This is a genomic window from Paenibacillus sp. EKM206P (genome assembly GCF_011066155.1).
GTDB classification, from domain to species: domain Bacteria; phylum Bacillota; class Bacilli; order Paenibacillales; family Paenibacillaceae; genus Paenibacillus; species Paenibacillus polymyxa_D.
This window is the reverse complement of record NZ_JAAMNQ010000011.1, coordinates 163066-188900: the sequence shown is the minus strand read 5'-3', so window position 1 is coordinate 188900 and position 25835 is coordinate 163066. Positions and strand designations below refer to the sequence as shown.

21 protein-coding genes and 2 pseudogenes are annotated in these 25835 nt (G+C 45.3%); 3 read left to right on the top strand and 20 right to left on the bottom strand.

All coding sequences use genetic code 11. The features are described from left to right. The 6 genes and pseudogenes from G9G53_RS20385 to G9G53_RS20360 all read right to left on the bottom strand — a co-directional run. Positions 1-721, bottom strand: a pseudogene (locus tag G9G53_RS20385) (transposase); the annotation flags it as partial. Between the two features lie 166 nt (positions 722-887). Continuing rightward, positions 888-1718, bottom strand: a complete 831-nt coding sequence (locus G9G53_RS20380) for a siderophore biosynthesis protein (RefSeq protein WP_165149906.1) — start codon at positions 1716-1718, stop codon at positions 888-890. 10 nt (positions 1719-1728) lie between these two features. Beyond that, entirely contained in the window at positions 1729-2181 is a 453-nt protein-coding gene (locus G9G53_RS20375; protein WP_165149904.1) for an AAA family ATPase, read from the bottom strand. 2 nt (positions 2182-2183) lie between these two features. Next, complete coding sequence (locus G9G53_RS20370; protein WP_025718215.1) at positions 2184-2921, bottom strand: tRNA(His) guanylyltransferase Thg1 family protein; 738 nt, start codon at positions 2919-2921, stop codon at positions 2184-2186. Between the two features lie 254 nt (positions 2922-3175). Next, positions 3176-3523: a DUF2294 domain-containing protein gene (locus G9G53_RS20365; RefSeq protein WP_013311231.1), complete on the bottom strand. Its 348-nt coding sequence runs from the start codon at positions 3521-3523 to the stop codon at positions 3176-3178. A 117-nt stretch (positions 3524-3640) separates the two neighbouring features. Beyond that, entirely contained in the window at positions 3641-4069 is a 429-nt protein-coding gene (locus tag G9G53_RS20360) for a MarR family winged helix-turn-helix transcriptional regulator (protein WP_039274520.1), read from the bottom strand. Between the two features lie 156 nt (positions 4070-4225). On the opposite strand from G9G53_RS20360, the gene G9G53_RS20355 reads away from it, so the two are divergent. Beyond that, on the top strand, positions 4226-5536 hold the full coding sequence (locus tag G9G53_RS20355) for an amidohydrolase family protein (RefSeq protein WP_165149902.1): 1311 nt from the start codon (positions 4226-4228) through the stop codon (positions 5534-5536). A gap of 236 nt (positions 5537-5772) precedes the next feature. On the opposite strand, the gene G9G53_RS20350 is transcribed toward G9G53_RS20355, so the two are convergent. From G9G53_RS20350 to moaA, 8 genes are all read right to left on the bottom strand, one after another. Next, entirely contained in the window at positions 5773-7308 is a 1536-nt protein-coding gene (locus G9G53_RS20350; protein WP_165149900.1) for a right-handed parallel beta-helix repeat-containing protein, read from the bottom strand. A gap of 245 nt (positions 7309-7553) precedes the next feature. Further along, entirely contained in the window at positions 7554-8219 is a 666-nt protein-coding gene (gene modB / locus G9G53_RS20345; protein WP_039274516.1) for a molybdate ABC transporter permease subunit, read from the bottom strand. 27 nt (positions 8220-8246) lie between these two features. Continuing rightward, on the bottom strand, positions 8247-9068 hold the full coding sequence (modA, locus tag G9G53_RS20340; protein WP_165149898.1) for a molybdate ABC transporter substrate-binding protein: 822 nt from the start codon (positions 9066-9068) through the stop codon (positions 8247-8249). A gap of 102 nt (positions 9069-9170) precedes the next feature. Next, positions 9171-10244 (bottom strand): thiazole biosynthesis adenylyltransferase ThiF, encoded by a 1074-nt coding sequence (locus G9G53_RS20335; protein ID WP_029515414.1) that lies wholly within the window; start codon positions 10242-10244, stop codon positions 9171-9173. Positions 10245-10307: 63 nt separating this feature from the next. Further along, the gene (locus G9G53_RS20330) at positions 10308-11039 is read right to left on the bottom strand and encodes a molybdenum cofactor biosynthesis protein (RefSeq protein WP_165149896.1); all 732 of its coding nucleotides are present in this window, start codon (positions 11037-11039) and stop codon (positions 10308-10310) included. Positions 11040-11094: 55 nt separating this feature from the next. After that, a complete protein-coding gene (locus G9G53_RS20325) occupies positions 11095-11343 on the bottom strand; it encodes a MoaD/ThiS family protein (protein WP_039274509.1) in 249 nt (82 codons plus the stop codon). A 131-nt stretch (positions 11344-11474) separates the two neighbouring features. Next, a complete protein-coding gene (gene fdhD, locus G9G53_RS20320; RefSeq protein ID WP_039274507.1) occupies positions 11475-12287 on the bottom strand; it encodes a formate dehydrogenase accessory sulfurtransferase FdhD in 813 nt (270 codons plus the stop codon). A 40-nt stretch (positions 12288-12327) separates the two neighbouring features. Next, complete coding sequence (gene moaA, locus G9G53_RS20315) at positions 12328-13341, bottom strand: GTP 3',8-cyclase MoaA (RefSeq protein ID WP_039274505.1); 1014 nt, start codon at positions 13339-13341, stop codon at positions 12328-12330. Positions 13342-13981: 640 nt separating this feature from the next. Between moaA and fdhF the strand changes: the two genes are divergently transcribed. After that, positions 13982-16924: a formate dehydrogenase subunit alpha gene (gene fdhF, locus G9G53_RS20310; protein ID WP_165149894.1), complete on the top strand. Its 2943-nt coding sequence runs from the start codon at positions 13982-13984 to the stop codon at positions 16922-16924. Positions 16925-16936: 12 nt separating this feature from the next. Further along, on the top strand, positions 16937-17419 hold the full coding sequence (locus tag G9G53_RS20305; RefSeq protein ID WP_029515420.1) for a DUF1641 domain-containing protein: 483 nt from the start codon (positions 16937-16939) through the stop codon (positions 17417-17419). A gap of 82 nt (positions 17420-17501) precedes the next feature. Here the strand turns inward: G9G53_RS20305 and G9G53_RS20300 are convergent, their stop codons facing one another. From G9G53_RS20300 to G9G53_RS20275, 6 genes and pseudogenes are all read right to left on the bottom strand, one after another. Then, entirely contained in the window at positions 17502-17855 is a 354-nt protein-coding gene (locus tag G9G53_RS20300; RefSeq protein ID WP_069010419.1) for a hypothetical protein, read from the bottom strand. Between the two features lie 164 nt (positions 17856-18019). Further along, a complete protein-coding gene (kdgT, locus tag G9G53_RS20295) occupies positions 18020-19021 on the bottom strand; it encodes a 2-keto-3-deoxygluconate transporter (protein ID WP_165149892.1) in 1002 nt (333 codons plus the stop codon). Positions 19022-19069: 48 nt separating this feature from the next. Next, the gene (locus G9G53_RS20290) at positions 19070-20077 is read right to left on the bottom strand and encodes a tripartite tricarboxylate transporter substrate binding protein (RefSeq protein WP_165149890.1); all 1008 of its coding nucleotides are present in this window, start codon (positions 20075-20077) and stop codon (positions 19070-19072) included. Between the two features lie 128 nt (positions 20078-20205). Continuing rightward, positions 20206-22652, bottom strand: a pseudogene (locus G9G53_RS20285) (AraC family transcriptional regulator). A 215-nt stretch (positions 22653-22867) separates the two neighbouring features. Next, a complete protein-coding gene (locus tag G9G53_RS20280) occupies positions 22868-24532 on the bottom strand; it encodes a methyl-accepting chemotaxis protein (protein ID WP_029515425.1) in 1665 nt (554 codons plus the stop codon). A 27-nt stretch (positions 24533-24559) separates the two neighbouring features. Beyond that, positions 24560-25564, bottom strand: a complete 1005-nt coding sequence (locus G9G53_RS20275; protein WP_029515426.1) for a BMP family lipoprotein — start codon at positions 25562-25564, stop codon at positions 24560-24562. Positions 25565-25835 lie beyond the last annotated feature (271 nt).

Here is a 25835-nt window from a genome sequence, read left to right as displayed (position 1 = left end):
TCCGTAATCAGATTGTACTTCATATCCACCGTGCGGTGGTCCAGATAGAAGAAGCCTTCGGGCTTGCCATCACGGATCATATAGCCGCTGTCCGGGTCTGTTTTGCTCACTTTCATTTCTTTTTCTTCGTTCACTTCCTCTCGGGATTTTAAGGCTTTTTTCCGTGGTTTCTCCGGTCATCCTTCACCGCTTCGTTCAGCTCGTCCATATAGTCTTTAGTATTCTGCAACACTTGTTCTTTGGTGTACTGGTGCCTGTTAGCATTGGCTTTGACGTGTGTGGAATCGGTGACGAGAACACGCCCACCCACCATTCGGTGAGAGATCGCCTGCAGCACAATTTCATCGAAGATATCTTGAAAGATCGTGGTGTTTTTAAAGCGAGTGCGACGATTCCAGCTCATCGTCGTATGGTCCGGAACTTTATCCGTTAAGCCCAACCCCAGAAACCAACGATAAGCTAGGTTCGTCTGAATTTCTCGCTCGAGTTGCCGTTCTGAGCGAATGCCATAGAAATAACCGAGAAAGATCATTTTAAACAATACGGTAGGATCAATGGCAGGACGCCCGTTGTCTGCACAATACAGTGGTCGAACTTTATCATCGATAAACGAAAAATCGATATACTTATCTACTTTGCGGAGCAAGTGATCTTGAGGAACCAGATCTTCGATGGAAACAAATTCGTAGGATTGTTGTTTTTCGCGGTTGGAGCGTAGCATATCAACACCATCCGTTCTACAATAGTTACCTATATTATACAACATTAACGCGGTGTCGTCTTAAACAAAATTAACATAAAATAGGCTGTCGAGACTTTCTCGACAGCCTGAAAACTCCCATTATGGGAGTTTTTTTGTTTATTTCAGGATTTTGCAAAATCCACACTTATGAATATTCGAAGCAAATTACCGCTTTACTTAATTCTTGGTCGTAAAATAAATAGACGGTATCCGCCCCACACGCTTGAAAATAATACCCGGTAATGGAACCGATATAGGTAAAAGTCTCACCATTGGGACGCTTAGGCACATGAAGCAGATTGGTTTGCTCGAACTGGAGCATCTCTTCCAGAGATTCATGATATTCCTTGATGTAACTTTGAGCCTTGTCAGACTGAAAAGCGATATCATCTAAAATTCCGTTAACTTCAGGGTAACTCAGCCCCCAACCACTGGATTGCTTTTCCTCAAAATCACGGGTGAGTTCTTCAACAGACTTTTTAGCCTCTCCAAAGGAGGAATATGGATAAATTTTATTATTTTCCAGGAAAAACGCTTTGCGAGCTTGGTAGTCTTGTTCATTATTCATATACACCTGTTCCAGTCCGCCCAACGCCATGACTTCTCTCTTCATACGTAGGTACGCTTTATCCCCGGTTGATTTCAGCGCTTCATAGGTAGCTTCCAATTGCTCCTTCTGATGAAGACTAAAATAATTCCAGTCTGCTTCGAATTTGTATTTGCCGTCAATTACATCGAATCCCAGCATATCTTGCTTGGTATATGAGGTATGAAAGTCCTGAGTATTTTCACCCACACAGCCTTCGTAGATTTCTTTTACGGAAACAAAATGCAGCCACTCATCTTGCTCCGGGAATAAAAACTGAAGATTTATCGAGCAAATCGGCAGAAAATGCTTGCGATGATGTTCAAGATCGCTGGCAAATACGTCCTCGTATGCTGGAAAACGTTTGATGAATCTCTCAGGTATGTTCATGGTAGTCCTCCTATATTGTATGGTTTTCCGGCAGCCTTCTAATCTGAAACGTTCCTTCCATGGAAATCACGCTATAGAGTTCATCAAATCCTTCTTCGTAGCTCGGAACCTCCAGTTTACTCATTACACTCTTAATACCAATCTCAGGAATATACTCTTTGCCTGTGCGCTGCTCATTACGCTTAATAGATTCTGCATAATCAGGTTCAAAGTAGTAGCCAATGATTTTAAATCCCTTGTTTTTACAAGCATCTATATATTTCTTTCGTTCTTCGACTGTTGGATTGGTATTGTCCACTACAAAACGCTGCATCGTTTCGATAGAGGCCTGAAGGTAAATATTTTCCCTATTTCGTGTTTTAAGCATATCCAGATTTATTCGCATATGTGTTTTGAAGAATTGTTCTTTATAAAAAGTCGACTTGCCCGAAGCCTGAATTCCTATAAAAATAACACACTCCAAATCTACACATCCTTGTCCAAGTATACATATTGGTTAATATAATCTCTATTCTGCGAAAAAATCGGTGTCTCATGATCAACATCCCACTTGCTTCTAACGGCTTCGCCTTTGTTGTATTGTTGTTTGGTAATGCAAATTCCCCGCTTTTGCCAGACCGGAAGGTCGTTCCAGTTTAGCCCTTTTTCCACAAAAAGCTTGTCTTGGAGCTGATTTCCGTTCAATCCTTCTAGTTCTGAATGCCTGAAATGGGCTTGAGCTACCATAGAAATGCTGTTTTTAGTAGCATCTTGTTGTCTCCATAGGAAGTAGTTTGTAACCTCATCCTGAGGCAAAACCCAAGCTCTCGCATCAAAAGTGGCTAAAGGCTGACCTGGGTAAACCTTTTGGATTTCCTCATTAAATTTGGCTGTAGCCAGAGAGGCAGATATGGACACCATCTTTTGAAGATTATTTTCAAACCAGGATTGCGTCGTTAATTTGTCATCATTCGTAAGAAGCAGTGAGATTTCATCGCTCTGATGATACACCAATTTACATCCCATAATGTTATAGGCCAAATATTTACACGTCTCCCATAATGCAAAAATTAGTTTCTCATCAAAAGGTTTCGTCATCCCACGCGTAAAGGTATGAAAATGCGCACCATCAATTCTGATGATTACTGGTAAACGGCGTGGTAGGCTTAATCTATAGGCATTTTCATATTCCTTCATCCTATTTCCAAAATCATTTTTTTTCATAAACTATGTAGGTTCCTTTCATGATCCGTGATTTACGTACGCAGTACAGGGCGATATGGGTTGCGGATAGCCAAGCTTTTCTTGAAGAAAAGCCCCCCCTCGTATGTGCAGGAGGACCGAGAACAGCAAAGGTTTAATCAGCTTCTTGCCGTCTTTTTTCTGTTGGTCGCTTGGGTTAGCACATCGTTAATTAAATCGAGGGTGAAGCCGAACTCTCCAACAATATGGATTCGATGTCGGTCCCGCTTTCTTTTTTATTTTGCAGTAATATTATCTTCAAATACAAAAACGGATATGGCTATATCTTCCTCCACTTTAATATCTGAAAAGAGGTGCAGCAGCCGAGAATCCATGTAATCCTCCAGTTCTTTATTGAAGTGTGTGGGATATATTTTTTGAACCATTTTGGTTCGGGCTGCATGCACCATCTCTTTCCCGGATTCTTCTTGTGCCAGAAACTTTTCGGATGGGGTTAAATTTCCATATAGCATCGTGATGGCCATATTATCTACAAAGGTTGTATGTATGCGCTCCGGGCCTTTCCCAAATAGCTCTTTACGTACTTTTCGAATAATTTCGTTAAAACCCGTTTCCCTTCTCATATCGCACCGCTCTCCTAAAATCTACTAAAATCCCTATTACTATTTCCATCATAACCGATTCCTATCATATAAAACAGAGACTAGCGAAAGTGATTTTTGGAACATGATTTTACGCAATTATAGGCGTTCATTAATTTTATTTAACATTCCCTCTAAAATTCGCTTCTCCTCTTCGGTCAGGGCCTGAACAATTTCGTCCTCCACCTTTTGAAAAGAGTCACTAAAAGCTTCAATCAATTCAATGGCTTTTGGTAAAACATAAATATTTTTTTGCCGCTCATTATTGGCCGGGATTTTGCGCTCGATGAATCCTTTTTGCTCAAGACCTTGAAGTATGCTTGTAATGCTGGCTCCGCGCAGATGAAACCGATCGGCAAGATCCTTCTGAATTAAATTATTTTCTTGATTCTCGTAGATATATCTAATCATTTTTCCTTGTTGAGCATTTAATCCCAACTCTTTTATGCTCTCGTCCGCTCTTTTCTTTAGCTTAAGACCGATAACCTGAAACAAATCCAGAAAAACCGTATCCTTTTGGGTTTTCATCATCGTACCTCCTCAAATTATTAGAAGTCTAATTGTCAGTAAATAAACTATATAAATCTCTAAACTGTTTGTCAAATGAAAATTAGTTTGTTGACAGTTATATAACTAACAGTTAGAATTCTAATTGTTTGAAGCTGAGCACTAAGGAGGAACGACATGAAGAATGTAACTCAAAGCTTTACGGTAGAAAAGGTTACAGCGATTACGAATGTACGTATTTTCGATGGAGAAAAAGTTATTGAGCCCAGAAATGTTATCATCCAGGGGGGAACTATTATTTCAGTAGGCGGAGACCTTCCGACGCATGCAACGATCATCGATGGGGAAAATGGGACATTATTACCCGGCCTGATTGATGCGCATGTTCACACTTCAATCGGAGGGTTAAGAGATGCTTTAAAATTCGGCGTCACGACAGAACTCGAAATGAACGGCAGTTTTACAGAAAGAGGGCGCAAAATCCAGTTGAAAAACGTGAATGATGCCGCTGAAGTCCGTTCTGCCGGCACAGCGATCACCGCTCCAGGTGGTCATCCGGATGAATTATTGCAGGATGAGGATGAAATTCCTGAGTTCGTATTAAAGGAATTGGAGAAGTTACCCAAGAAAGACCGGGAAGCTATGCTAGCCGCTTACGCTCACGATCACGAAAAAGTGCCCCAAGTGACGACAGTGGAAGAAGCGATCAAACATGTGCATACCCAAGTGGAGAGTGGCGCCGACTTTATTAAAATCATGATTGAAGAAGGGACGGTCTTGGGTGCCCCTGGACTGCCTATTTTAAGCGACGAAATTTTAAAAGCAGCTGTGGTAGAAGCCCATAAGTTCGATAAAATAGTCATAGCCCACGTCTTGACGGCTCATTCTTCGCAAACCGCCATCGATATTGGAGTCGACGGATTGGGTCACTTATTTCTCGACAGGCCCGAATACACATCTGAGTTGGTGAAATCCATAGCGGATTCAGGCGCATTTGTTATACCGTGCTTAGTATTGAACTCATCCATTCTGGGGAATCCAGCATCAGAATTGGCGAATGATTCACGTGTTTATTCCAAATTAAGTCCGGAATGGATCGATATTTTGAAATCAAGCTTCCATACTTTCCCGCAAGGCAATTTGGAGAATAGCTTTAAAAATGTGATGGATCTCCACCGTGCCGGTGTGGATATTCTGGTCGGGACGGATGTCGCTCCCGTTCCTGTTCCCAATCTTGGCGGCCTTGCTCATGGAGCCAGCGTTCATCATGAAATGCAATTGCTGGTTGAGGCCGGATTTACTCCCATAGAAGCGCTTCAGTCGGCTACCGCGAAACCGGCCCGTTGCTTTGGGCTTAACGATCGCGGCTGTATTGCCGAAGGTTCGCTCGCTGACCTTATACTAGTAAACGGTGATCCGACAACCAACATCTCTGATACTTTGTCGATCAAATCCGTATGGTTCAAAGGTGTGCAACAACTATGTTAATCGGAGCCTATCGAACAGGAACAACTTTCTAATCTCATTTATATGACTTCCATTTTTACTTTCCGAAGATAGCTTAATCTTGTTGCCAACGCAAAAACACCTCCAAGGTTATCTCCATATCTTACGACATGGGGTTTCACTTTGAAGGTGTTTTAATTGCAAGGAACATTGTAAAAACGTACAAACAGTGGTCCCAAATAATTTCGCCATGCTCTGTTTGTCATAAAATATACGGCTTACTCGTAGGCACCGATGTTCACAGCGGCTCCCTGTACTCTTGGCTTCCCGTCGATATCCAGTGTTCCAATTATGGCAAGGTCCGTGTTCCCGGCATCGATCGCAGATGACGAAGACTGCAAATGGAAGTCGCTGTTCGCGGCATTCGCGAATTTAGGATCGGCAAATAGAGAATGCGTATCGTTGCCGGTCCCCGATTTGTACGCGTAGAAACCCATATAACCCTTATTTTTCCAGATCCAATTCGCTTCCGAGCTTCCGCTCGGAGCAAAATATAAATTATAATCCACAACATTGCCGGAATTTTTGGTGTATCCATTGGAGATCAGCATATCCGTGGAGCTGGCCACGAAAATATTATTTTGGATCACGTTGTTTCGCGTATCATATTGAACCAAAAGCTGACCGCTTCCGTCCTCAAACGTATCGTTCTTGTATAGTGTATTGTTCACGATCTTGCAGTTTACCGTGGAGCCACGCTCCTCATTGTAACCGCCCATGGCAATGCCGGTCAGTCGGTTGTTATATATCACGTTGCTGCGGACCGTAATATTGCTGGTGGCTTTACCGGCGTGCTCGGAGGCAATTTCGACGCCGATATCGTTGTTGTAGCTGTAGTTCTGCTCAATAATACTGTCCTTGCCCCCATCTACATAAATGCCCCCGGCCGAGTTGTCATCGCTCTTGTAAGATGGGTTATTTTGAACTGAATTATTATACACCCGATTGCCCTTCACCAACCCGTTCCGCGCCTGATCATAAGTCGTATTCGGCGCGGTGCCCTCAAAGCCGATCAAATCAATCCCGATGTTGTCATCATCGTGAATGAGGTTGCCGGTCACCGCAAAGCCATCCACGTTGCCGTTTAAAACGAGCGATTCGCTGGAGCCCAGTACGAGATTATACAGCTCATTGCCGCTGATCGTAAGGTCGTGAATCGAAGCCGGAGCTTTCGTACCGTAAACAGCGATACCGTGAGCGTCCCGGCCCAGCCGATCTTTGCCGGTCGGAGTGACCGTGTTTTTGATGTCATGGATTTTATTGTTGGATAGATTAATGAAGCCGCCCGAACCGTGGACATAAATACCTACAGGCACCACGTTCTTGGAAGCAGTGGTAAAATTGCGGATTTCAAACCCCTGAACAGTAACGTAATTGACATCGGCCAGTTCGATCAGCCCTTCATTCCCGCTGACCGAAAGTCCGCTGCCATCAATAATGGCGGTCTCTGTCCCATAGTTGGTGAACACAATGGAACCTTGCGAAGCGGAGCCAGAGCGGGTAATCTTTACTTTCTGCTTGTACACGCCGCCCCGGACGTAAACCGTGCTGCCCGCAGGAGCCACGTCGGCCGCGTGCTGCAACGTCTTCCACGGCGCATCGTTCGTTCCGGCGTTAGAGTCGCTGCCGCTCGTGGCCACATAATATTCTGTACCGGCCGCGGAAGCGACGGGAGGTTGCACATTTCCGGCCCCCAGGCCAAGCCCGAAAACCACGGCTAAACCTACCAGAAACATTTGCCCGAATTTCTTCATGTTCCTCATCCCCCTTTGTTTTTCTTGTAAATTGCACCCTAATTCCACTAAATCTGGTTCTTTGGCATCGGCCATTAGTGCAACCTAATGCGCCATACCAAAGAACAGGAGGTCACCGTAATCGCTGTCGAAAGAAACAAGAAACCCTGCGTTTTAGTAATCGCAAGGTTTCTTGGTGATCAAAGCTGCTAACGTTGCCGCAGCTACCCTGTCGGCAGACTACGCATGTTCTTACTCCAAACGGACTAATCCTTTACCAGTCGATTAGAAAGCATCAACATGATAAAAGAGAATAAAATGATGACAGCTACCCAGCTCCAAGAGAGTGTCATATTTCCGACCTCGGACGCGGTGTAAATCGCTGTAGGCAGGGTTTGAGTCTGTTCAGGAATATTACCTGCAAGCATCAGCGTAGCACCAAATTCCCCTAACCCTCGGGCAAATCCGAGAATGTATCCTGAGATGAGCGGTCGGTAGGCAAGGGGCATCGTAATGTGGCGAAACACTTGCCATTCGTTGGCACCTTGCGCACGTGCAGCCTGCTCTACCTCCGGGTCTACAGCTTCAAAACCTGCTTTGATGGTGCGGTAAGCCAGTGGAAAAGCAACAACTACGGCCGCCACCACTGCAGCTCCCCACGTAAATACAATCGTCTGCTGGAACAGGCTTTCGAAGGCAGTGCCAATCCAGCTTTTCCTTCCCAGCAAGATGAGCAAAATAAAGCCGACAACAGTGGGAGGCAAAACGAGCGGAAGAAGTAGAACGGTCTCAATCACGCTGGTTCCCCTCCGCGACGTGCAGTTCGCCATCATCCGCGCTACCACAGTAGCTAATAAAAAGACGATGATGCTGGCGACGACAGCGACTTTAACAGATACGATAACCGGAGGAAGAAAAGCTGACCAATCCAATGGGACCCCCTCCTTTATCTGTAAATTCTATTTTCCCGTCATTTCTGTAGGGGCTGAAAATCCATCTTTACTGAACACACTCATAGCTTCATCTGTTCGTAGAAAATCAAGAAACTCTCCTGCTTCCTGGCTGTGTTTGGTTGCTTTTACAATGCCTTCAGGATACAGGATGGGTGCGTGCAATTCCTCGGGCACTTCCAGTGCTATGACCGTTTTATCGGATGATTTGGCATCCGTTAGATAGACGAGTCCTGCATCGGCGTTGCCTGTTTCAACATAATTTAATACCTGTCTTACGTCCTTGGCGAATACCATCTTAGGTTCCAGCTTGTCCCATAGCCCAGCCTTCGTTAACGATTCTTTAGAATATTGTCCGGCGGGAACGGTAGCAGGCTCCCCAACAGCCACTTTCAGGAAAGAAGAACCCATCAAGTCATTGAGCGTAATGCTTTTGTTATCTGTGCTTTTCGCCTTATCTTGCGGAATAACCACAACCAGTTTATTTTGAAGTAGCACGTTATCCTTTTCCACCAATGAAGCATCGGTTAATGCCTTCATTTGCTTCATGCCTGCCGAAATAAATACGTCAGCGGGTGCGCCTTGCTCAATTTGTTTTTGTAATGTACCAGATGAAGCGTAGTTAAAGGTAAGTTTGATATCTGGGTGCTTTTTCTCATACTGGCCCTTGAGCGTATTCAGACTATCTTGAAGACTCGCAGCGGCAGATACGACTAGTTCTGTCTTGGGTGCGGACTGTGCCGACTGTACAGCAGCCGGAGACGAACACCCAGCCAGAACCCATGCCAACAATCCAACGAACGTGAATATGTACCCAAATTTCTTTTTCAACTTGTTCTTCCCCTATCCTATAAATTCCAAAATGAGATAACAAAATGTGATAGTGAAAATAAGGAAGCATTGTACATCTCATAACGGGTCGAATCTATTGGGTCAACCCAAATATTTGTGATAAATTGATCTCGCCTCGGCGATGTCCTTCGTGCCATGAATTAAGACGCGACCATCCTGAAAAAGAACGATTCGATGCGTCCCGATAACAACGGATACCAGGTATGGATTATGCTCCACTTTGCCCCCCTGACGGGATAACAAACGTGCCGCTTCATTCAGATCACGTACAGCACCCGAAGCCGGGCGGATTTGAACCGTATCTCGTCCGCACAAGACAGCCGTTTTAGCCTGATGCTCCGATTGTAAAAAAGGATACACAGGGTGCTCACCACACGTTGGGCAATCGGCTTTCTTCATGGCGCTGATTTGAATCGCCTGATGCTGATTGTTCCACAGATCGAAAGAAATCAGCTTATTTTGCAAAGCCGAATCGTCCCCGGTGAGCAGCTTCAATGCTTCGGCGCTTTGATAAGCCGCCACCATCTGTACAGCCGGGCTAATCACACCGACCGTATCACAGGTTGCACCGCCGAGCGGTACGGTTCCGAGCAGGCAATGCAGGCACGGTGTCTGCCCCGGCACGATGGTAAAGGTTGTCCCATAACTACCTACACATGCCCCGTAAATCCAGGGTATTCGGTGCTTGACCGCATAATCGTTCATAAGCAAACGTGTATCGAAATTGTCAGTGGCATCTACGATGAGATCCACCCCTGCTGCGATATCGTCGATTTCCTCCAGCGAGACGTCCCGGACTAGCGCACGAATGTCCACGTCCGAATTGGTTTGCTGCAATCGCTTCTGCGCGGCCACTGCCTTGGGGATCTGATTACGGGCATCCGCTTCGTCATAGAGCTGTTGGCGCTGCAAATTACTCCAGTCTACATAATCACGGTCTACCAACGTCAGCCGTCCGATGCCCGCTCGCACCAGCATGTCAGCATTGGCAGTGCCCAGTGCGCCGGCCCCCACCATCAGCACGTGCTTACTACGGATATTTTGCTGGCCTGTCGGTCCAATTTTCGAGAATAATTCCTGTCTAGAATAACGGGCATGAGACGTATGCGCATGTGCAGCAACTTCTATTTTCTGGATCTTGTCCATTTCTGACATCGTTGATTTACGCCTCCATACTTATCCATTGATAGCTACAAGTTGATCAGACAAGCTAAAAGTTCAAATGTCCTCGCCCTTATTTGAAAGCTTTGGGGTACTTTGAGGGTTCCAGCCACCCAGCTGATGCCCCTTCCATTCTGAGCCGTCCTCCCACACTTCCTTTTTCCAAATCGGTACGATTTGCTTTAACCGTTCAATGGCATGGCGGCTGGCTTCATAGCAAGTATCGCGGTGTGCAGCTGAGACAGCAATCACCACACTCGTCTCTCCAATTCTTACCGTGCCAAGCCGATGTGTAATCGCAGTACGTGTGGAAGGCCAATGTTCTGTAATTTCGTCACCAATCTGCTTCATCGTGTTCATGGCCATCGGGACATACGCCTCATATTCAAGCAACACCGTTCGCTGACCTTGCGTAAATTCCCGAGTCGTACCATTAAAGGTCAGCGAGGCGCCATGAGAAGGGTCGAGTACCTTTGAGGTTACTTCATCGGCATCAATCGGGTCGTACGTAATGGCAAATAAACCACATTTTGAAACGACCGTCTCCATCCCGGATGCTGACTGATGAAGAGCAATTGCATCTGATGGAAGCACAAGTTCATTTGGAGAAGCCAGCTTTTTATGATGGGTAAAAAAAGAACCTGGCAGTTGTGAAGCCACTTCCGGGTACAGCTCATTCAGCTTTTTTCGAATGTCTGCAATGGTCACCGCTTCCTGTGAAAGTTCTACCGTGATCACATCACCAAGTTGCTCCGCCATATCTGCGAATAGTTGAATACGATATTGCATATGATCTGCCCCCTTGCACCTATTCTATCGAATTCACCTATCCTATTAATAGAATTTACCCTCCTGAAACCGGAGGAATAATCGCAATCTCATCATGTATACTCACGAGGTCCTCAGGAGCGGCGTAGGCTTGATTTCTGGCAACAAAAGAACCCTGCAACTGAGCTGCTGATTCAGGGAAACGCTCGGATAGCAAGTCTTTTAATGCGGCAACGGTCATCGTTTCTTGCTCAGTAGGCACCATAATTATAGGCCCTCCCATCTGTTCCGCAAGTCCAGCAAATACTTGAATATGATAGTTCATTTAACATCCCCTCCTTTTCAGTACAGTGACTGCCCACCACATATGTACCAAGAAAAACCAACATGAATGAATACCTCGAAAGGTTTTTCCATGCTGGTTAACTATGACGGTGTACATTGAAGATTATTATATTATATTTTAGATTCGACCAGTTCATCAATCCGTTCGGTATGCGTATATACATTCAGAGAACGACTGCGTATAAAGCCAACGGTCGTAATCCCCAGGTCCTCAGCCAACTCAAGTGCAAGCTCTGTAGGAGCTGACTTGGACAAAACAACTTCACAGCCAATCTTCGCAACCTTCAACAAAATTTCAGACGAAATGCGTCCGCTGAATACTATGATTTTGTCTTGTAATACAATATCATGTTTTAGGCAATGCCCATAGATTTTATCTAGCGCATTGTGTCGGCCGATATCTATTCTGGATAGGATCATCCCGTTTTTATCGCACAGCGCTGCATTATGAACACCACCGGTCTCCTGAAACGTAAGTGCCGAGTTTTGCATTAAATTCATCAAACGGAAACAATCGTCAAAAGACAGCGTAACATGGGTGTCATTCATTCTTTTTGCCACTTTGGCATCATTTATAAAATAAAAGCCCTGTCTACTTTTTCCGCAACAGGAGGTAATGTACCGTTTGGAATGAAAGTTTTGATAAAACTCATTCATTCGACGGGTTTTAATATGAACAAAGCCTTCTTTTTCCTGAACCCAAATATCTTCGATATCATCGTACCGTTGAATGACGCCTTCAGAGGCCAAAAAACCTACTGCCATATCCTCCACATACTCCGGTGTACAAACCATGGTAGCAAATTCCTGCTGATTGATTTTGATGGTCACCGGATGCTCCGTCACCACCGTGTCTTCAAAACGCTTGATCTGACCGTCACGATAACGGAAAATCTCACGTTTTACCTCAGCTGGCTTTTCCATGTGCTCCACTCCCTCATTTCTGACAGGCTGGCTCTTCGGCTCACCCGCCGATGTGTGACATTTCAATTTTAGACGTTGCTTGCTGTGTATGATTCAGTCGTTCCTCTGAATAACGATCGGTACGTTCTCTCCAAACACGCTCAATGTAAGCTCTAATCTCGTCATCGGACTGTTCGGAACGTAGCATCGCGCGAAGCTTGTACCCTTGAGAGGCAAACAGGCACGTGTACAAGGAGCCTTCAGCAGAAATTCTCGCTCGTGTACATGTGGAGCAGAAGGCGTCCGTAACAGACGAAATAATACCGATTTCCCCGTCTCTGTCCTGATACCTGTAGCGCGTCGCCACCTCACCTTTGTACTGGGGTGCGACAGGCTCTAACGGCATATGCTCGTGAATGGCTTCGATGATCTGCTGCTTGGAAACGACCTGATCTAATTTCCAGCCATTGGTGTTGCCTACATCCATAAACTCAACAAAACGTAAAATATGCTTTTTCTTTTGGAAATAGTCGGCCATGGGTACAATATCCTGATCGTTAAAGCCCTTTTGCACGACCATATTTATTTTCACCTGCATCCCTGCTTGATCCGCAGCCTCAATACCATCCAGCACCGCCTTTACGCTGCTTCTGCCCCCGTTCATTTGGCGGAATCGATCATCATCGAGCGAATCCAGACTAACCGTCACTCTCTTCAGTCCCGCCTCTCGCAGTGCTGCAGCATATTTAGGCAAAAATACGCCGTTTGTCGTCATTGCAATATCTTCAACCCCATCGAGTTGAGTTAACGAATGAATAAGCGAGGACAAATTTTTCCTCAGCAACGGCTCACCACCAGTAATACGCAGCTTCGTAACGCCCAGCGAGACAAAAATACGGGAAAGGCGTGTGATTTCCTCAAAGGTCAATATTTTTTCTTTTGGCAAAAACGGATAGTCATGGCCAAATATTTCTTCCGGCATACAATATCGGCACCGAAAATTACATCGGTCTATGACGGATATTCTTAAGTCCCGTAACGGACGATTCCATTGATCGTCGCTCCGGTTCGCCATCCTGTTCACCTCAATCCGTCTTCATTAATAAAACTCTTTACCCTTTAAATCGGAACGGTATTTCCATTCATTTTATACTGAACCAAAAAACCGGCATCACAACAACTTCTTCGCTTATGAATATCGAAGAATCTGCTAAATGCCGGTTAATTTATCTACATCAGGATTTTACGAATCCCACATCATGCGATATAGAAAAATCAAACTAACAAGCGCTGCGACAAATAAAATATACGCGATTCCCACGTACACTCCATTTACGATTGCTCTGAAATAGACTACATTCCTATTGTTAGCAATCCTGGAACGTTTGTCAATGATTTTTCGTTTTCTCAAACGATAATCATTATCAATTAAAAAAATAGTAATGTACCGTTGAACTATCTTAAATTTTACGTTATAGTTACACGAGATAACATGCAGAAAATGACATATCTAAGTTATTCAGAAGTTATTGATATACAGACGGTGCGTACTGTTTGTTATTAATACATATTCAAATGGCGGATTGGCCTCCAGGACCTAGAGCTTGGTCACTACTCCACCATAAACACAAGTGCTGGAACATGAGCACTTGTGTTTATGGTGGAGTTTTTTTATTCCTAATTTTTAAATTTAAAATCTGAAAGGAGCCTGAACCGTGACTGATAGTACGATCAAAATTACATTAAACGGACAGGAACTGAAAACGAAGAGCAGCGCAACGATTCTTGAAGTGATTAACGAAAACAATATCGCCCATCCCCAGCTGTGTTACGTTCCCGAAGTCGATCCGATCCGTACCTGTGACACATGTATCGTGGAAGTGGACGGAAAACTTATGCGTTCTTGCTCGACATTGGCTTCGGATGGAATGAATATTCATTTACATTCGGATCGCGCGAAAGCAGCTCAAACCGAGGCTATGGACCGATTGCTGGAAAATCATCTCCTCTACTGCACCGTATGTGATAATAACAACGGTAATTGTACTTTACATAATACAGCAGAGCTTATGGAAATTGAACATCAAAAATATCCATATCAACCGAAAGTTGACCCAACAGAAGTAGATATGTCTCATCCCTTCTACCGATATGACCCCAATCAATGTATTGCATGCGGCCAATGCGTAGAGGTATGCCAAAACCTTCAGGTTAATGAAACACTGTCCCTCGACTGGGAGGCTGAACGTCCTCGCGTCATATGGGATGACCGGGTTGCGATTAACGATTCCTCCTGCGTTAGCTGTGGTCAGTGTGTAACCGTCTGTCCATGTAATGCCTTGATGGAGAAATCTATGCTGGGAGAAGCAGGCTTCATGAGTGGCATGAGCAAGGATTTATTAAATCCGATGGTGGATTTAATAAAGGAAGTGGAACCGGGCTATAGTGGGATTTTTGCTATTTCCGAAGCCGAAGCAGCGATGCGCGAAACCCGTACGCAAAAAACGAAAACCATCTGTACGTTTTGCGGTGTAGGTTGCAGCTTTGAGGTTTGGACCAAAGGTCGCAAAATTTTGAAGGTACAACCTACCTCTGAAGGACCTGTTAACGGCATCTCGACATGCGTAAAAGGTAAATTTGGCTGGGATTTTGTGAACAGCGATCAGCGTCTGACCTCCCCTTTAATTCGTCAAGGTGACGAATTTGTGGAAGCAACCTGGGAAGAAGCACTGAGCCTGATGGCCAGTAAAATGGGAGCTATTCAAGAAACTTACGGTGGCGAAGCACTCGGCTTTATTTCTTCGTCCAAATTTACCAATGAAGAAAACTATTTGATGCAGAAGTTGGCTCGTCAGGTCTTCCAAACGAATAACGTCGATAATTGCTCACGGTATTGCCAATCTCCTGCGTCATGGGGGCTGCAATACACCGGAGGCATCGGTGGGGACAGCGGTACGATTAAAGATATTGCCAAAGCAGGTTTGGTCGTGCTGGTCGGTTGCGCGCCGGGAGAAGGACATCCGGTGCTGGCTACGCGTATCAAACGTGCGCATAAGCTGCACGGTCAAAAGTTAATCTCGGTCGACCTGCGCAAGCATGAAATGGCAGAACGCGCAGATCTGTTCATTCGTCCGAAGCAAGGTACTGATTATGTATGGTTATCCGCTGTAGCCAAATACATCATTGAGCAAAACTGGCATGATGCAAAATTCATTGAAAAGCATGTAAACTTCTATCCTGAATATTTGAAATTGCTAGAGCGATTCACCCTGGACTTTGCCGAACAGGAAACTGGTATTTCCAAAGAGACACTGATTCAGGTAGCGACTATGATTCACGAAGCCGACGGCACTGCCATTTGCTGGGGCATGGGTGTGACGCAAAACATCGCAGGCTCTTACACTTCGATTGCGATTGCCAACCTGCTGCTGGTGACTGGAAACTTTATGCGTCCGGGTGCAGGCGCATATCCGCTTCGCGGACATAACAATGTTCAGGGTGCTGCCGATATGGGTACGATGCCGGATATTTTCCCGGGCTATCAGCCCGTGACGAACGATGTCATTCGTGCCAAGTTTGAAGCAGCCTACGGCGTACAAATCCCAGGTCAACGCGGACTGGACAACATTCAGATGCTAGAAGCCATTGAAGCAGGTGAGCTCAAAGCGATGTATATCGCTGGAGAAGAGATGGCATGGGTGGATGCCGACTCCAACCATACCCAAGAAATGCTGGCGAATTTGGATTTCCTTGTCGTTCAAGATGTATTTCTGAGCAAGACAGCTGAATTCGCTGACGTTATTTTGCCAGCCGTACCTTCACTTGAAAAAGACGGAACCTTTACGAACACCGAACGTCGTGTCCAGCGTTTATACGAAGCACTCCGCCCTATGGGAGACAGTAAACCGGATTGGTGGATTTTCAGCCAATTTGCCAAGCATATGGGATTTGATTGGGATTACAGCCATCCAAGTGAAATTTTTGAGGAAATGGCGTCGCTCACTCCATTTTTCTCCCAATGTAATTATGACGTATTGGAAGGCTGGAACAGCTTCCACTGGGGGTCGCCGGATGGTAGCAATACACCGCTGCTGCACACCAACGGCTTTAACTTTCCAGATAAAAAAGCGCGTTTGGGACTTTTCGAATATGTACCACCAAAAGAATACCCTGTTGAATTCGATCTGACCTTAAATAATGGTCGACTGCTCGAACAGTTTCATGAGGGAAATATGACGACCAAATCGGCAGGCATTCAGCTCAAACTCCCAAAAGTATTTGTGGAAGTGTCACCTGAATTGGCTGAGGAGCGCGGAATCCATAATGGATCGCTGGTTCGACTGGAATCCCCTTATGGTGCGGTCAAGCTACGCGTTCTGGTTACAGACCGGGTGCAGGGAACTGAAATTTATGTGCCGATGCACTCTACCAGCCATGATGGTGCTGTCAATCTGTTAACTGGTGGAGCGTTCGATGTGGTCACCCGTACACCGGCCTATAAACAAGCCAAAGTACGGATGCAAATTTTGGAGGTAGATGGTCAAAATCCACTCCCACGTATTAATCCGCGTTACAAAAAGCGTCACCCGCAAAATGGGGTTGAAGTGGACCGTAAGTGGAATCGTCCCGGTTATGTTGATTTGGTAGATCAAAAATAAGGAGGTCGAACCGTGGCTAAGCCTATTTCAATTGTAAGAAAACGCGTTTTGACAGAAGAAGAACGCCAAAAACAATCGCTGGATCAGCTTACTGCTGATCTGGCGGACAATGGAGTGGCATTGCAGAAGACGCTTGAAATCGTACGCGAGCTACACGACAGTGGTCTTCTCGAAGCAGCTCAGTCTATGCTAAAAGCCAAAGAAAGCATCGCTAAAATCGCTGTAGGACAAGCGACACGTAAGCCTGTGACGAACATCATTAATAATCTGATGGGAGCAGCAGGGATGCTGTCCGAGGTAGACCCCGAGCTGATGAAAAAGCTGGCAAACAGTGTTACCAATGGCCTGAACGAAGCTGATGAACATCTAAAGCAGAATAAAAAAACTCGTCTGCGCGATCTTATGAAGGCGATGAATGATCCAGATGTAAACCGGGCAATGGGATTTGGCATTCATTTTCTCAAAGGAGTGGGAAAAAGTTTGTCTGATAAATAACTCATAGAGTGTGAAGGTAGAAGACTAGTAACAACAGACAATAAAAAGAGCTGGCTCCGAAAACGGGGGCAGCTCTTTTTATTTATTTTTTATCCACTTGCAATAGCGTCACCGTTTTAAGAGAAACAGCATCTTTTATTTGCTCCTCTGCGATGACCTTGAGCTTAAGCAAACTGGCAATCTTCGACGTATCCGGCTTGGAAAACAAGCGCCATAGCTGCGGATCAGGCAGTGAATCATACAGCTTTGTATGATCGTATTCCTTACGGTGCTGCTGCACAATCTTGACCCGATAGTTGCCAATTTCCCAATCTGACACTTCCTTCTGCGCACAATGAGCGGTAATGTCATTACGCAAATCAGTCAGTTCACCTTCAATTTCTTTTTGCTTTTGCTTTAACTGGTAGTATCGGCGCACCTTGTTTTCCAATCCCATCACGCTCCTCTGCTTACATATGTATGTTTGCAGAAGTGTTTTAGGACAAGTTTTGTGATGTTAGGATTGAAGGCATAACTGCAAAAGCATTTCCCGGGTAATGGAAAGATTCATAAGTTGAACCATCACAATCCAAACTTTATTTCAGGATTTTTGTAAAATCCTCATTTAGGTACATTCGTCCCTGGATTTACAGGCCCTGCTCCTCGGGATTTCTCCTTACGCTTCATATAATTGGCCCAGTATGCCGTCAGAATAGGTACCAAAATCGAGGTCACAATGACTGAAGCGGCAACTAATGCCGTTGCAGATTGCGCAACAGGCAGGAACTCAGGCTTGATATTGGCGACAATGACTGGGTTCGCTACTGCTGCACCTGCTGTACTGGAAGCTGCGATCCCTGCTGTACCGTTGCCACCACCGATATATTTGTCCGTCAAAATTAGTGGAATACCTGTAACGAGAATGACAAAAATACCCAATAAAATACCAAGCATACCTGTCTGGACAATGACACTCAAGTCAATGGAACACCCAAGTGCAAAACCGAAAAATGGAATTAAGGCTTGCGTTGCGTTCCCAAAATACTTTCGGAAATCATGATCCAGATTGCCCAACATAAAGCCGATCAAAAATGGTAATACCGCCCCCACAAATGTCTGCGGTTCGAAAACGGCCAGTCCGGTGCTACCCAAAATAATCATGGTCACTAATGGACCCGATTCCAGTGACATCAGTACAAATGCTCCCGCCTCTTCCTTGGAGCCATACTGCTGCATAATGGAGGCGTATAACCCGCCGTTCGTCATATCCATAGCCGAGATCAGCGCCAGCACCGACAAACCTGCAAATAGCCCACTTTCTACACCCCCAACAGGCAGCAATCTGGATGCAATGATCGCCACTACCCACGCGACCGCGATTTTAGTCAATACGAGCGTTCCTGATTTACGCAATACAGTACCCGTCGCTCGCACATCTATAGAAGCCCCCATACAAAAAAACCACACTGCTAAAATGGGTACCGTACCTGTCATCAGCCCCTTGGTAAAAGATCCAAAATAGTCGCCTGCCCATGGAGTAAATGTATGAAAAAGCGCGCCAATAAACAGCGGCACCAGCATAATGCCCCCTGGAATTTTATCAATGTTTTGTTTGATTTTCATAACTTCGTTCAACCCTTTCGTTTTTGCCAATGCAAAAACAAGGCCGTGTCACTTGCGGCTCAAACCGAGCTCGGGAATCAGTCTCGCGAAGGTATCATGACTCTCCTTCAGTTGTCGCGCGAATGCGTCTGCATCCTGGACACGCAATCCCAACCCATGCTTACGCATTTCCTCCCTGAATTCCTCGTCTTTCGTTCCCTTGATCAGTGCATCCGTTAGCGTTTGAGCAACTGCATCCGGTGTATCCTTAGGCACAGCCAGCCCTCTCCAAGTGCCGATAAAATGTACACGCAGCCCAGTGGCTTGCTGTAGTGTCGGCACTTTTGGAAACGCTTCCGAAATAGTGTCTGACTGGATCGCCAGTATGCGAAGTTTCCCTTCGTCCACGTATTTCTTCACTTCTGCGGGACTGACGGGTACAGCATCCACAAATCCGCTCATTAAAGCGGAGACGGCTGGGCCTGCTCCCTCATAAGGAATATGGGTAAAGCGGACTCTGCTTTTCTGCTCCAGCATTGCGGCAGCAAGGTGCCATATGCTCCCTGTGCCTGCATTCCCCATTTTGAGCTTGCCGGGATGGGCCTCAGCATCCTCCAGAAATGCCTCTGCTGTCTTCCATCGTGCATCCGCCCGAACCGTAATGGCGGAAGGGTCCATATTGGTTTGAAGCAGCGGCTTAAATCGCTCATAGGTGAGCGGTAGCAGTCCCAGATGAGGCAACGTAGTCAGCTCAGCGACCAGATACGTTACGGTATAACCGTCCGCCTGCGCCTCAGCCCCTTCCATCAGCCCGACAGAACCGCCTCCTCCCGTTCGATTGACGACGATGATCGGCTGATCGAGATGCTTTTCGGCGGCTTTCGCCAACGCTCTCGCGGTAATATCTGTACCGCCTCCGGCTGCATAGGGAACGACAAGGGTTATTGGCTTCGTAGGAAATATACGGCTGTGATCCTGCAGGGTGCGGTGATCCACATATTCACTGATACTCAAGGCAGAAAGCATAGCTACTCCCGCCGCAACCAGCACATATTTTTGCCATGGCTTTTTCTTCATTACGTTTCCTCTTCTCAAAAATGAACTGGGCCCGTCATGCGCCCGTTTTCACCTCCAACGTTTTCGGTCTTGTTGTTTGCGTTTACATGAAGTCAATGTACCGCAACGTGGAGGGCTACAGCTATCGCTTAATCTTCGTATTTATCTTCTATTTCGCCAAGTATCAACCTTTTGACCGATCTGCATATTCATTGGAAGATTTGCTGATTTGTCTGAATTTCCCTGGGGTCACTTGCTTATGCTTGCGGAATACCCGAATAAAGCTGTTCTCATTTCGGTATCCAACCTGCTCTGCAATTTCTCCGATTTTCAAATGGGTTTCACATAGTAATGTGCATGCCTTTTTTACGCGTAATCCAGTCAAATAATCGTAAACGGTGGTCCCTGTTTCTTCCTTGAACATACTGCTCACCGAGGACACGCTCATGTGAACATGATCCGCAATTTCCTGAAGCCCGATGTTCAAATGCAAATGATGTTCCATATATTCGATCATCTCTTGTACACGCACAAAATCTTTGGACTGAATACGTCCGTGCCATTTTTCTTCAATATCAGTCAACATAGTGACCAGCAATACCTCAATGTCTTGAAGGTCTAGCGTCAGAATCTGATTCCAGTGGTAATCAGCAAGCTGATCCGGCGGCGTCACACTCTGAGTGGCACACCATTTCAGCAAATCTTCCAGCAATTCATGAACAAACAAGTAGACCTGGGCTGGGGATGTTCTGTGGAGTCGAAGTTCTTCTACCCAGTGGCTGATTAGCTTTACACTTGCACCCGGTTCCTGCGACTCCAGGGCATGAATTATTTCCACACGCCGATCGTCCAACAATGTTGAATCCTGAATTTGCTCCTTTGACTGTTCATCCACTGTATTATCCTTTTTCACACTTATATCGCTGTCCATATTCGTATATGAACGTCCATACCCCTCATACAAACGCAAATTAAGGGCCTCTTTTCCTTTTATAAAAGATGCCCGTGCCTCTTGAATATCCGTGACCATATGACCAATCCCTATAGAAATGGTCAAAGGAAGATACTCACCGACAACCTGAATCAGTCTATCAACGCTTTTGTGAAGCAAAATACTCTCTTGGAGGGCAGTCTCCGAACCAACTTCAACTTCATTCGAACTCTCGCTGTACTGTAACAGCACAATAAAACCACTTTCCTCTTCCGGCGAGCATACTGCTTTCCAGTAAGGTTCAAGCATCTCTAGCAAAATATTGTTCAGCGCATACTTGAGCAGCATTTTATCCTCTTCTGGAAAGCTTGCAGCCCACGCAGAATATCGGTCGATGGACACGATTATGACAAACAAAGAATTACCGTCCCAATCGGAAAAATACTGTTCCCATTTCATACGCATTTCCTGTATGCCCATTCTACGCTGGATGACATCTTCCATATATTTGGAACGCAGCTCCGGCAGGCTTCGCTCTACCACCAATGATTTGCGATGAAACTCTCCAACCAGTTTGCTAATCACAGGTTCCAGGTCATACAATCCTCCTTGGCGCGTTCCCTTATTACCCGAATTCAATAGGCTATTAATTTTTTTCATGGGGCGAAAAGCTGCATAGTTGTAATAGTAAACTGCTGAGCACCCAGCCAGTATGGAGATAAAGGCCAGCCACAGCATCATATTGCGCGCCAGCTTTACATTTTTTAGCAGCTTGTCCATCGGAACGAGCGAGACTAGACGCCAGCCCGTTACATCAGAAAAGGTTTGGTTCGCCATATATTCCATATTCCCTATCTCCACATAAGCATAGGGGCTCACATCCAGCTCTTTCAAAACCCTGCCCATATCATTTAAGGGTAAGGACAATCTCAGCTTGGGATAGATCAACTCGCCCTCCAGATCATACACGTATTGCGAGTTGGATAAATGAATATATAGTTTGGAGAAAAAACGGTCGTAATCCAGATTGATTAGCACCGCACCCATGACCTGACCATTCTCTACTATGGGCCTGGCCAGCGAAAGCAGCTCTAACGTCCCCTGCTCACGATCGGTGCCGTACCATCTCCGCTTAATCAACAACGGCTTTTTTTGAATGTCCTGAATCCAGGGAACCCATGTGGTATCCGGCGCCTGCTTCCAATCAGGCATGTAACCATAATTGCTGGATACGAGAGCATGATTGTCCAAAGAAATCACTTCAACCGAATAAATTTCTTCGTGTGAAGAAAGGGTTTTCAAGTATTTCTGAAGCCGATCTATGACGGAGGCGTTATCTTCCAGCGATTTCCTATCCGTTTGGACACGTACAAAAGCCTCTACATCCGGATGATATGCTGCATCCAGCGCCTTGTTATCAGACTCACGAAAAGCCCGATTGGTTACATCCAGATTGATTTGCAATAATTCTATATTGGGTGTGTTCAACTCGGTATCCAAACCTTCACGGTATCCTGAATACGATAGCAAGCCGATCACGCTAATCACGAGCGACACACACAAAGTGAGCAGTAGAATCAGTCTTGTCTGTTTATTTTTCAGTATCAATTGAAGCTTAAGTCGCAACATTCCCGTAACTTCATCCTTCCGGACTTCGTTGTCCATCTTCCTCTTGCCCATATACGTGGTGACATATTCTCCCTAAATCTATTTGACGTAAGAGTTGGAATTCCCTGCCTATGTAAATCAAACTTAATAAAACTTCATATGAGTACATCATTAAAATAAAAAAAGAAGAAGTCTCCCTGTGTTAGGTAGAACTTCTTCTTTGGCTGCTTATATTCATTATTCAGCAAAAACAGATACTCGCTTCACAGGTTTTAGCTTGTCTTTTCCACCTGAAAACGATCCAGTTCCCGCTGCATTTCCTCGCGAATCTGACGAAGCTCTTTTACCTTCTCAGCCGATTCCTCAAATGAACGCTTCTGCTCTACCGTGGAAGCTGTAATCTCTTCGCTGCCTGCGGCGGATTGCTGAGTGATTGCGCTGATATTTTCGATAGCTTGCTGCACCTGTACGCTCAATTCTCGCGATACATTCATGTCCGTTGATAGCTTGCTGACTTGGCCGGCAATTTGCTGCACTTTGCCACTAATCTCTGTAAACGATTCTCCGGTCGAGGAGGTTGCCTTCTCCTGCTCACGGAACAGCTCCTGACTTTGCGCCACAGAAGTCTTCACTTTATCCATAGCCTGCGTAATACCGTCAACTGCGGTATAAATTTTCTTTACAGCAGACTCTGATTGATTCGCCAGCTTTTTCACTTCATTGGCAACCACAGCAAAACCTTTTCCTGCTTCACCCGCACGTGCAGCCTCAATAGAAGCATTCAAGGACAACAGCGATGTTTGGCTCGCAATTTCGGATACGTATCCAGTCATGGTTGTAATCTCGGCTGCATTAGCTTCCAGCTCCTTGACTGTCTGCTCCACTTCGGACATGGCTGAACGATTTTCTGCAACAATACGCAGTTGATCGCTCATGACCCGCGTACCCTGCTCAATGACACGCAAAGCATCCTCACTATACGCGGTCGATTGAGTGGTCTCCAGCAGATTCGATTCAAACTTTTGCTGCATCTCGTCCACAACACCAACTGTCGACGACAGATCCTCAGCAATTTTCTGACTGCCTATCGCCAGTTCCTCTGTTGACGTGCTGACTTGTGTCACAATTTCCTTCATGGCCTCATTATGGTGATCAATATCCCGAGCCATCAGATCGACACGATTACCCGCCTGATCAATGGAGAGTACAATGCTGCGCAAGTTCCCGATCATTACCCGGAAAGATTCATTGAGCTCGTCCAGCTCATCGCGTCCCTTCGTTTGTGCGAGCTGAACGGTCAGATTCCCCTCGGCAATTTGCTTTGCGGCATCCGTTAACTTACGTGTTCTAAGGGCAAGCTGCCTGGAGGTGTATGTATTATATAGCCCAACTGCCACCAGAAGTAAAACTGCACCTGCTAAGGCCAATTGCCAAGTAAAACGAATGCTCTTGGTCAAATCTTCTGTGTATTGGTCATAACGTGCCTTGGTCAGCAGATCCAGCATAAAAACATCGTTCTGAATCCCCTGGGCGCGCATGGCCTCCCGCTTGGACTCCGGACTGTTTTGGGTACTCATTGCTTTCTCCGTTGCTACTTTCAATTGGCTGAATTTTGTTTTAATCGTATTCAGTCGTTTTTGCTGTTCTTCGGTCTGCATCATGCCCTGTGAAAGCAAAGCAATCGTCTTTTCAGACTGAGTCAGTTGATTTTGCACATCAGCTTTGTTGCTCTCTGTCATGGAAGCAGAATAATTTTGCAACGCCTGTCCCGACTGAATCAAATAGGCATTGAGCTGCTGTACATTCAACATAGCCGGAACCAAATTACTACTTTGCGAGTTAATACGAATTAATTCAAAAATGATATATGCCACTAAAGCCAGACAAGCGATCAAGGAAATCATCGCATTCAGCACCAGTTTACCTTGCAGTTTCATCAGCTTTCATCCTCCGTTTGCGAAAATTTATTGGGTGGGAACAGTAAGTGTGCCGGATTTGATTTTTTCCTTTAAATCATCCAACAACTTTTGCTGATCCGGACTCAGTGTCACGACACGAATAGGCGCTAAACCTACGCCATCTTCTGCAAGACCAAACACCATATCCTTCTCCGTAAATTTTCTTTGATGATCTGCAAAGCCTTTGACTGCTGTATAAATTGCAATGTCTACATTTTTAAACATCGAGGTCACTACCGCCTTTTCCGCAATAAAAAACTGGTCGCTATCGACCCCGATGGCTAATTTTTGCTGTTTTTGCGCTTCCTGTAGCGCACCTACGCCCGTGAGACCTGCGGCTGCAAAGATAACATCAATCTGATCCTGATTAATCATGTCATCTGCAATTTTCGTACCCAGTTCCGGCTTTCCAAAATCTCCTGCATACGTTGCAGTAACTTTGGCATTAGGCTTGACTGATTGCACCCCTGCGCGGTACCCAATTTCAAATTTTTTCAACAGAGGAGATTCCGCACCTCCAAGAAAACCCACCTGTTCGGTGCGACTCGTCAAACCGGCAACGACCCCAGCCATAAAACTGCCCTCTTCTGCTTTGAAGCTAATAGAGGCCACATTCGGTAAATCTGATTTCTCATCCACGATTAAAAATTTACGGTCTGGGTATTTTTTGGCAATGGATTCCATACTGTCCTTCACCATATAACCCAACCCAATGATTAAATCCGCTTTTTCTTGAGCAAGCTGCTCAAAAGCCGCATCATACGTCTTGGTCTCCGTTATTTCCCGGTATTCAAAAACAATCTTCCCCTCATCCCGTGCCTTGACCAAACCTCGAAAAGCCGCGTCGCTGTAAGATTGGTCACCCAGACCAATATCTGACAGTACGATTCCCACCTTAATGGGTTCGGCCTTGGTTTGTACGTCTGATTGCCCACATGCACTTACCAATAATGCAAAGATCGTGACAATGGGAATCCACCTAAAAGTTAATAATAGAGCTCGTTTCTTCATGACATATCACCTCAACATAAAATGCAAATCCCCAACATCTTTATATCGGTTATAAAAGCATATTTTTTCATAAGAGTTTCTGTAAATTCATTGTTAATAGAAGTGTGATAAGTGTGATGTCTTTGTTTATTATGTAAAAAATGTATATTTTGCTTTGTTTTTATTATACGAACTGTCCAAATTCATTTATTTTCGTTTATACCGGAAGAATAAAGTGTAATTTGGAAAACATAGGTACTTTGAAACCATCACCCTATTTCAATCTGAAAGG

What these genes read in the sequence shown, in the direction of transcription:
- G9G53_RS20365 (WP_013311231.1), bottom strand. Translation starts at nt 3,523, where the DNA reads ATGAGAAGGGAAACGGGTTTTAACGAAATTATTCGAAAAGTACGTAAA.
- G9G53_RS20275 (WP_029515426.1), bottom strand. Translation starts at nt 25,564, where the DNA reads ATGAAGAAACGAGCTCTATTATTAACTTTTAGGTGGATTCCCATTGTC.
- G9G53_RS20325 (WP_039274509.1), bottom strand. Translation starts at nt 11,343, where the DNA reads ATGAACTATCATATTCAAGTATTTGCTGGACTTGCGGAACAGATGGGA.
- G9G53_RS20360 (WP_039274520.1), bottom strand. Translation starts at nt 4,069, where the DNA reads ATGAAAACCCAAAAGGATACGGTTTTTCTGGATTTGTTTCAGGTTATC.
- G9G53_RS20290 (WP_165149890.1), bottom strand. Translation starts at nt 20,077, where the DNA reads ATGAAGAAAAAGCCATGGCAAAAATATGTGCTGGTTGCGGCGGGAGTA.
- fdhD (WP_039274507.1), bottom strand. Translation starts at nt 12,287, where the DNA reads ATGGAAAAGCCAGCTGAGGTAAAACGTGAGATTTTCCGTTATCGTGAC.
- G9G53_RS20300 (WP_069010419.1), bottom strand. Translation starts at nt 17,855, where the DNA reads ATGGGATTGGAAAACAAGGTGCGCCGATACTACCAGTTAAAGCAAAAG.
- G9G53_RS20280 (WP_029515425.1), bottom strand. Translation starts at nt 24,532, where the DNA reads ATGAAACTGCAAGGTAAACTGGTGCTGAATGCGATGATTTCCTTGATC.
- G9G53_RS20350 (WP_165149900.1), bottom strand. Translation starts at nt 7,308, where the DNA reads ATGAAGAAATTCGGGCAAATGTTTCTGGTAGGTTTAGCCGTGGTTTTC.
- moaA (WP_039274505.1), bottom strand. Translation starts at nt 13,341, where the DNA reads ATGGCGAACCGGAGCGACGATCAATGGAATCGTCCGTTACGGGACTTA.
- kdgT (WP_165149892.1), bottom strand. Translation starts at nt 19,021, where the DNA reads ATGAAAATCAAACAAAACATTGATAAAATTCCAGGGGGCATTATGCTG.
- G9G53_RS20330 (WP_165149896.1), bottom strand. Translation starts at nt 11,039, where the DNA reads ATGCAATATCGTATTCAACTATTCGCAGATATGGCGGAGCAACTTGGT.
- G9G53_RS20370 (WP_025718215.1), bottom strand. Translation starts at nt 2,921, where the DNA reads ATGAAAAAAAATGATTTTGGAAATAGGATGAAGGAATATGAAAATGCC.
- G9G53_RS20380 (WP_165149906.1), bottom strand. Translation starts at nt 1,718, where the DNA reads ATGAACATACCTGAGAGATTCATCAAACGTTTTCCAGCATACGAGGAC.
- G9G53_RS20335 (WP_029515414.1), bottom strand. Translation starts at nt 10,244, where the DNA reads ATGTCAGAAATGGACAAGATCCAGAAAATAGAAGTTGCTGCACATGCG.
- G9G53_RS20355 (WP_165149902.1), top strand. Translation starts at nt 4,226, where the DNA reads ATGAAGAATGTAACTCAAAGCTTTACGGTAGAAAAGGTTACAGCGATT.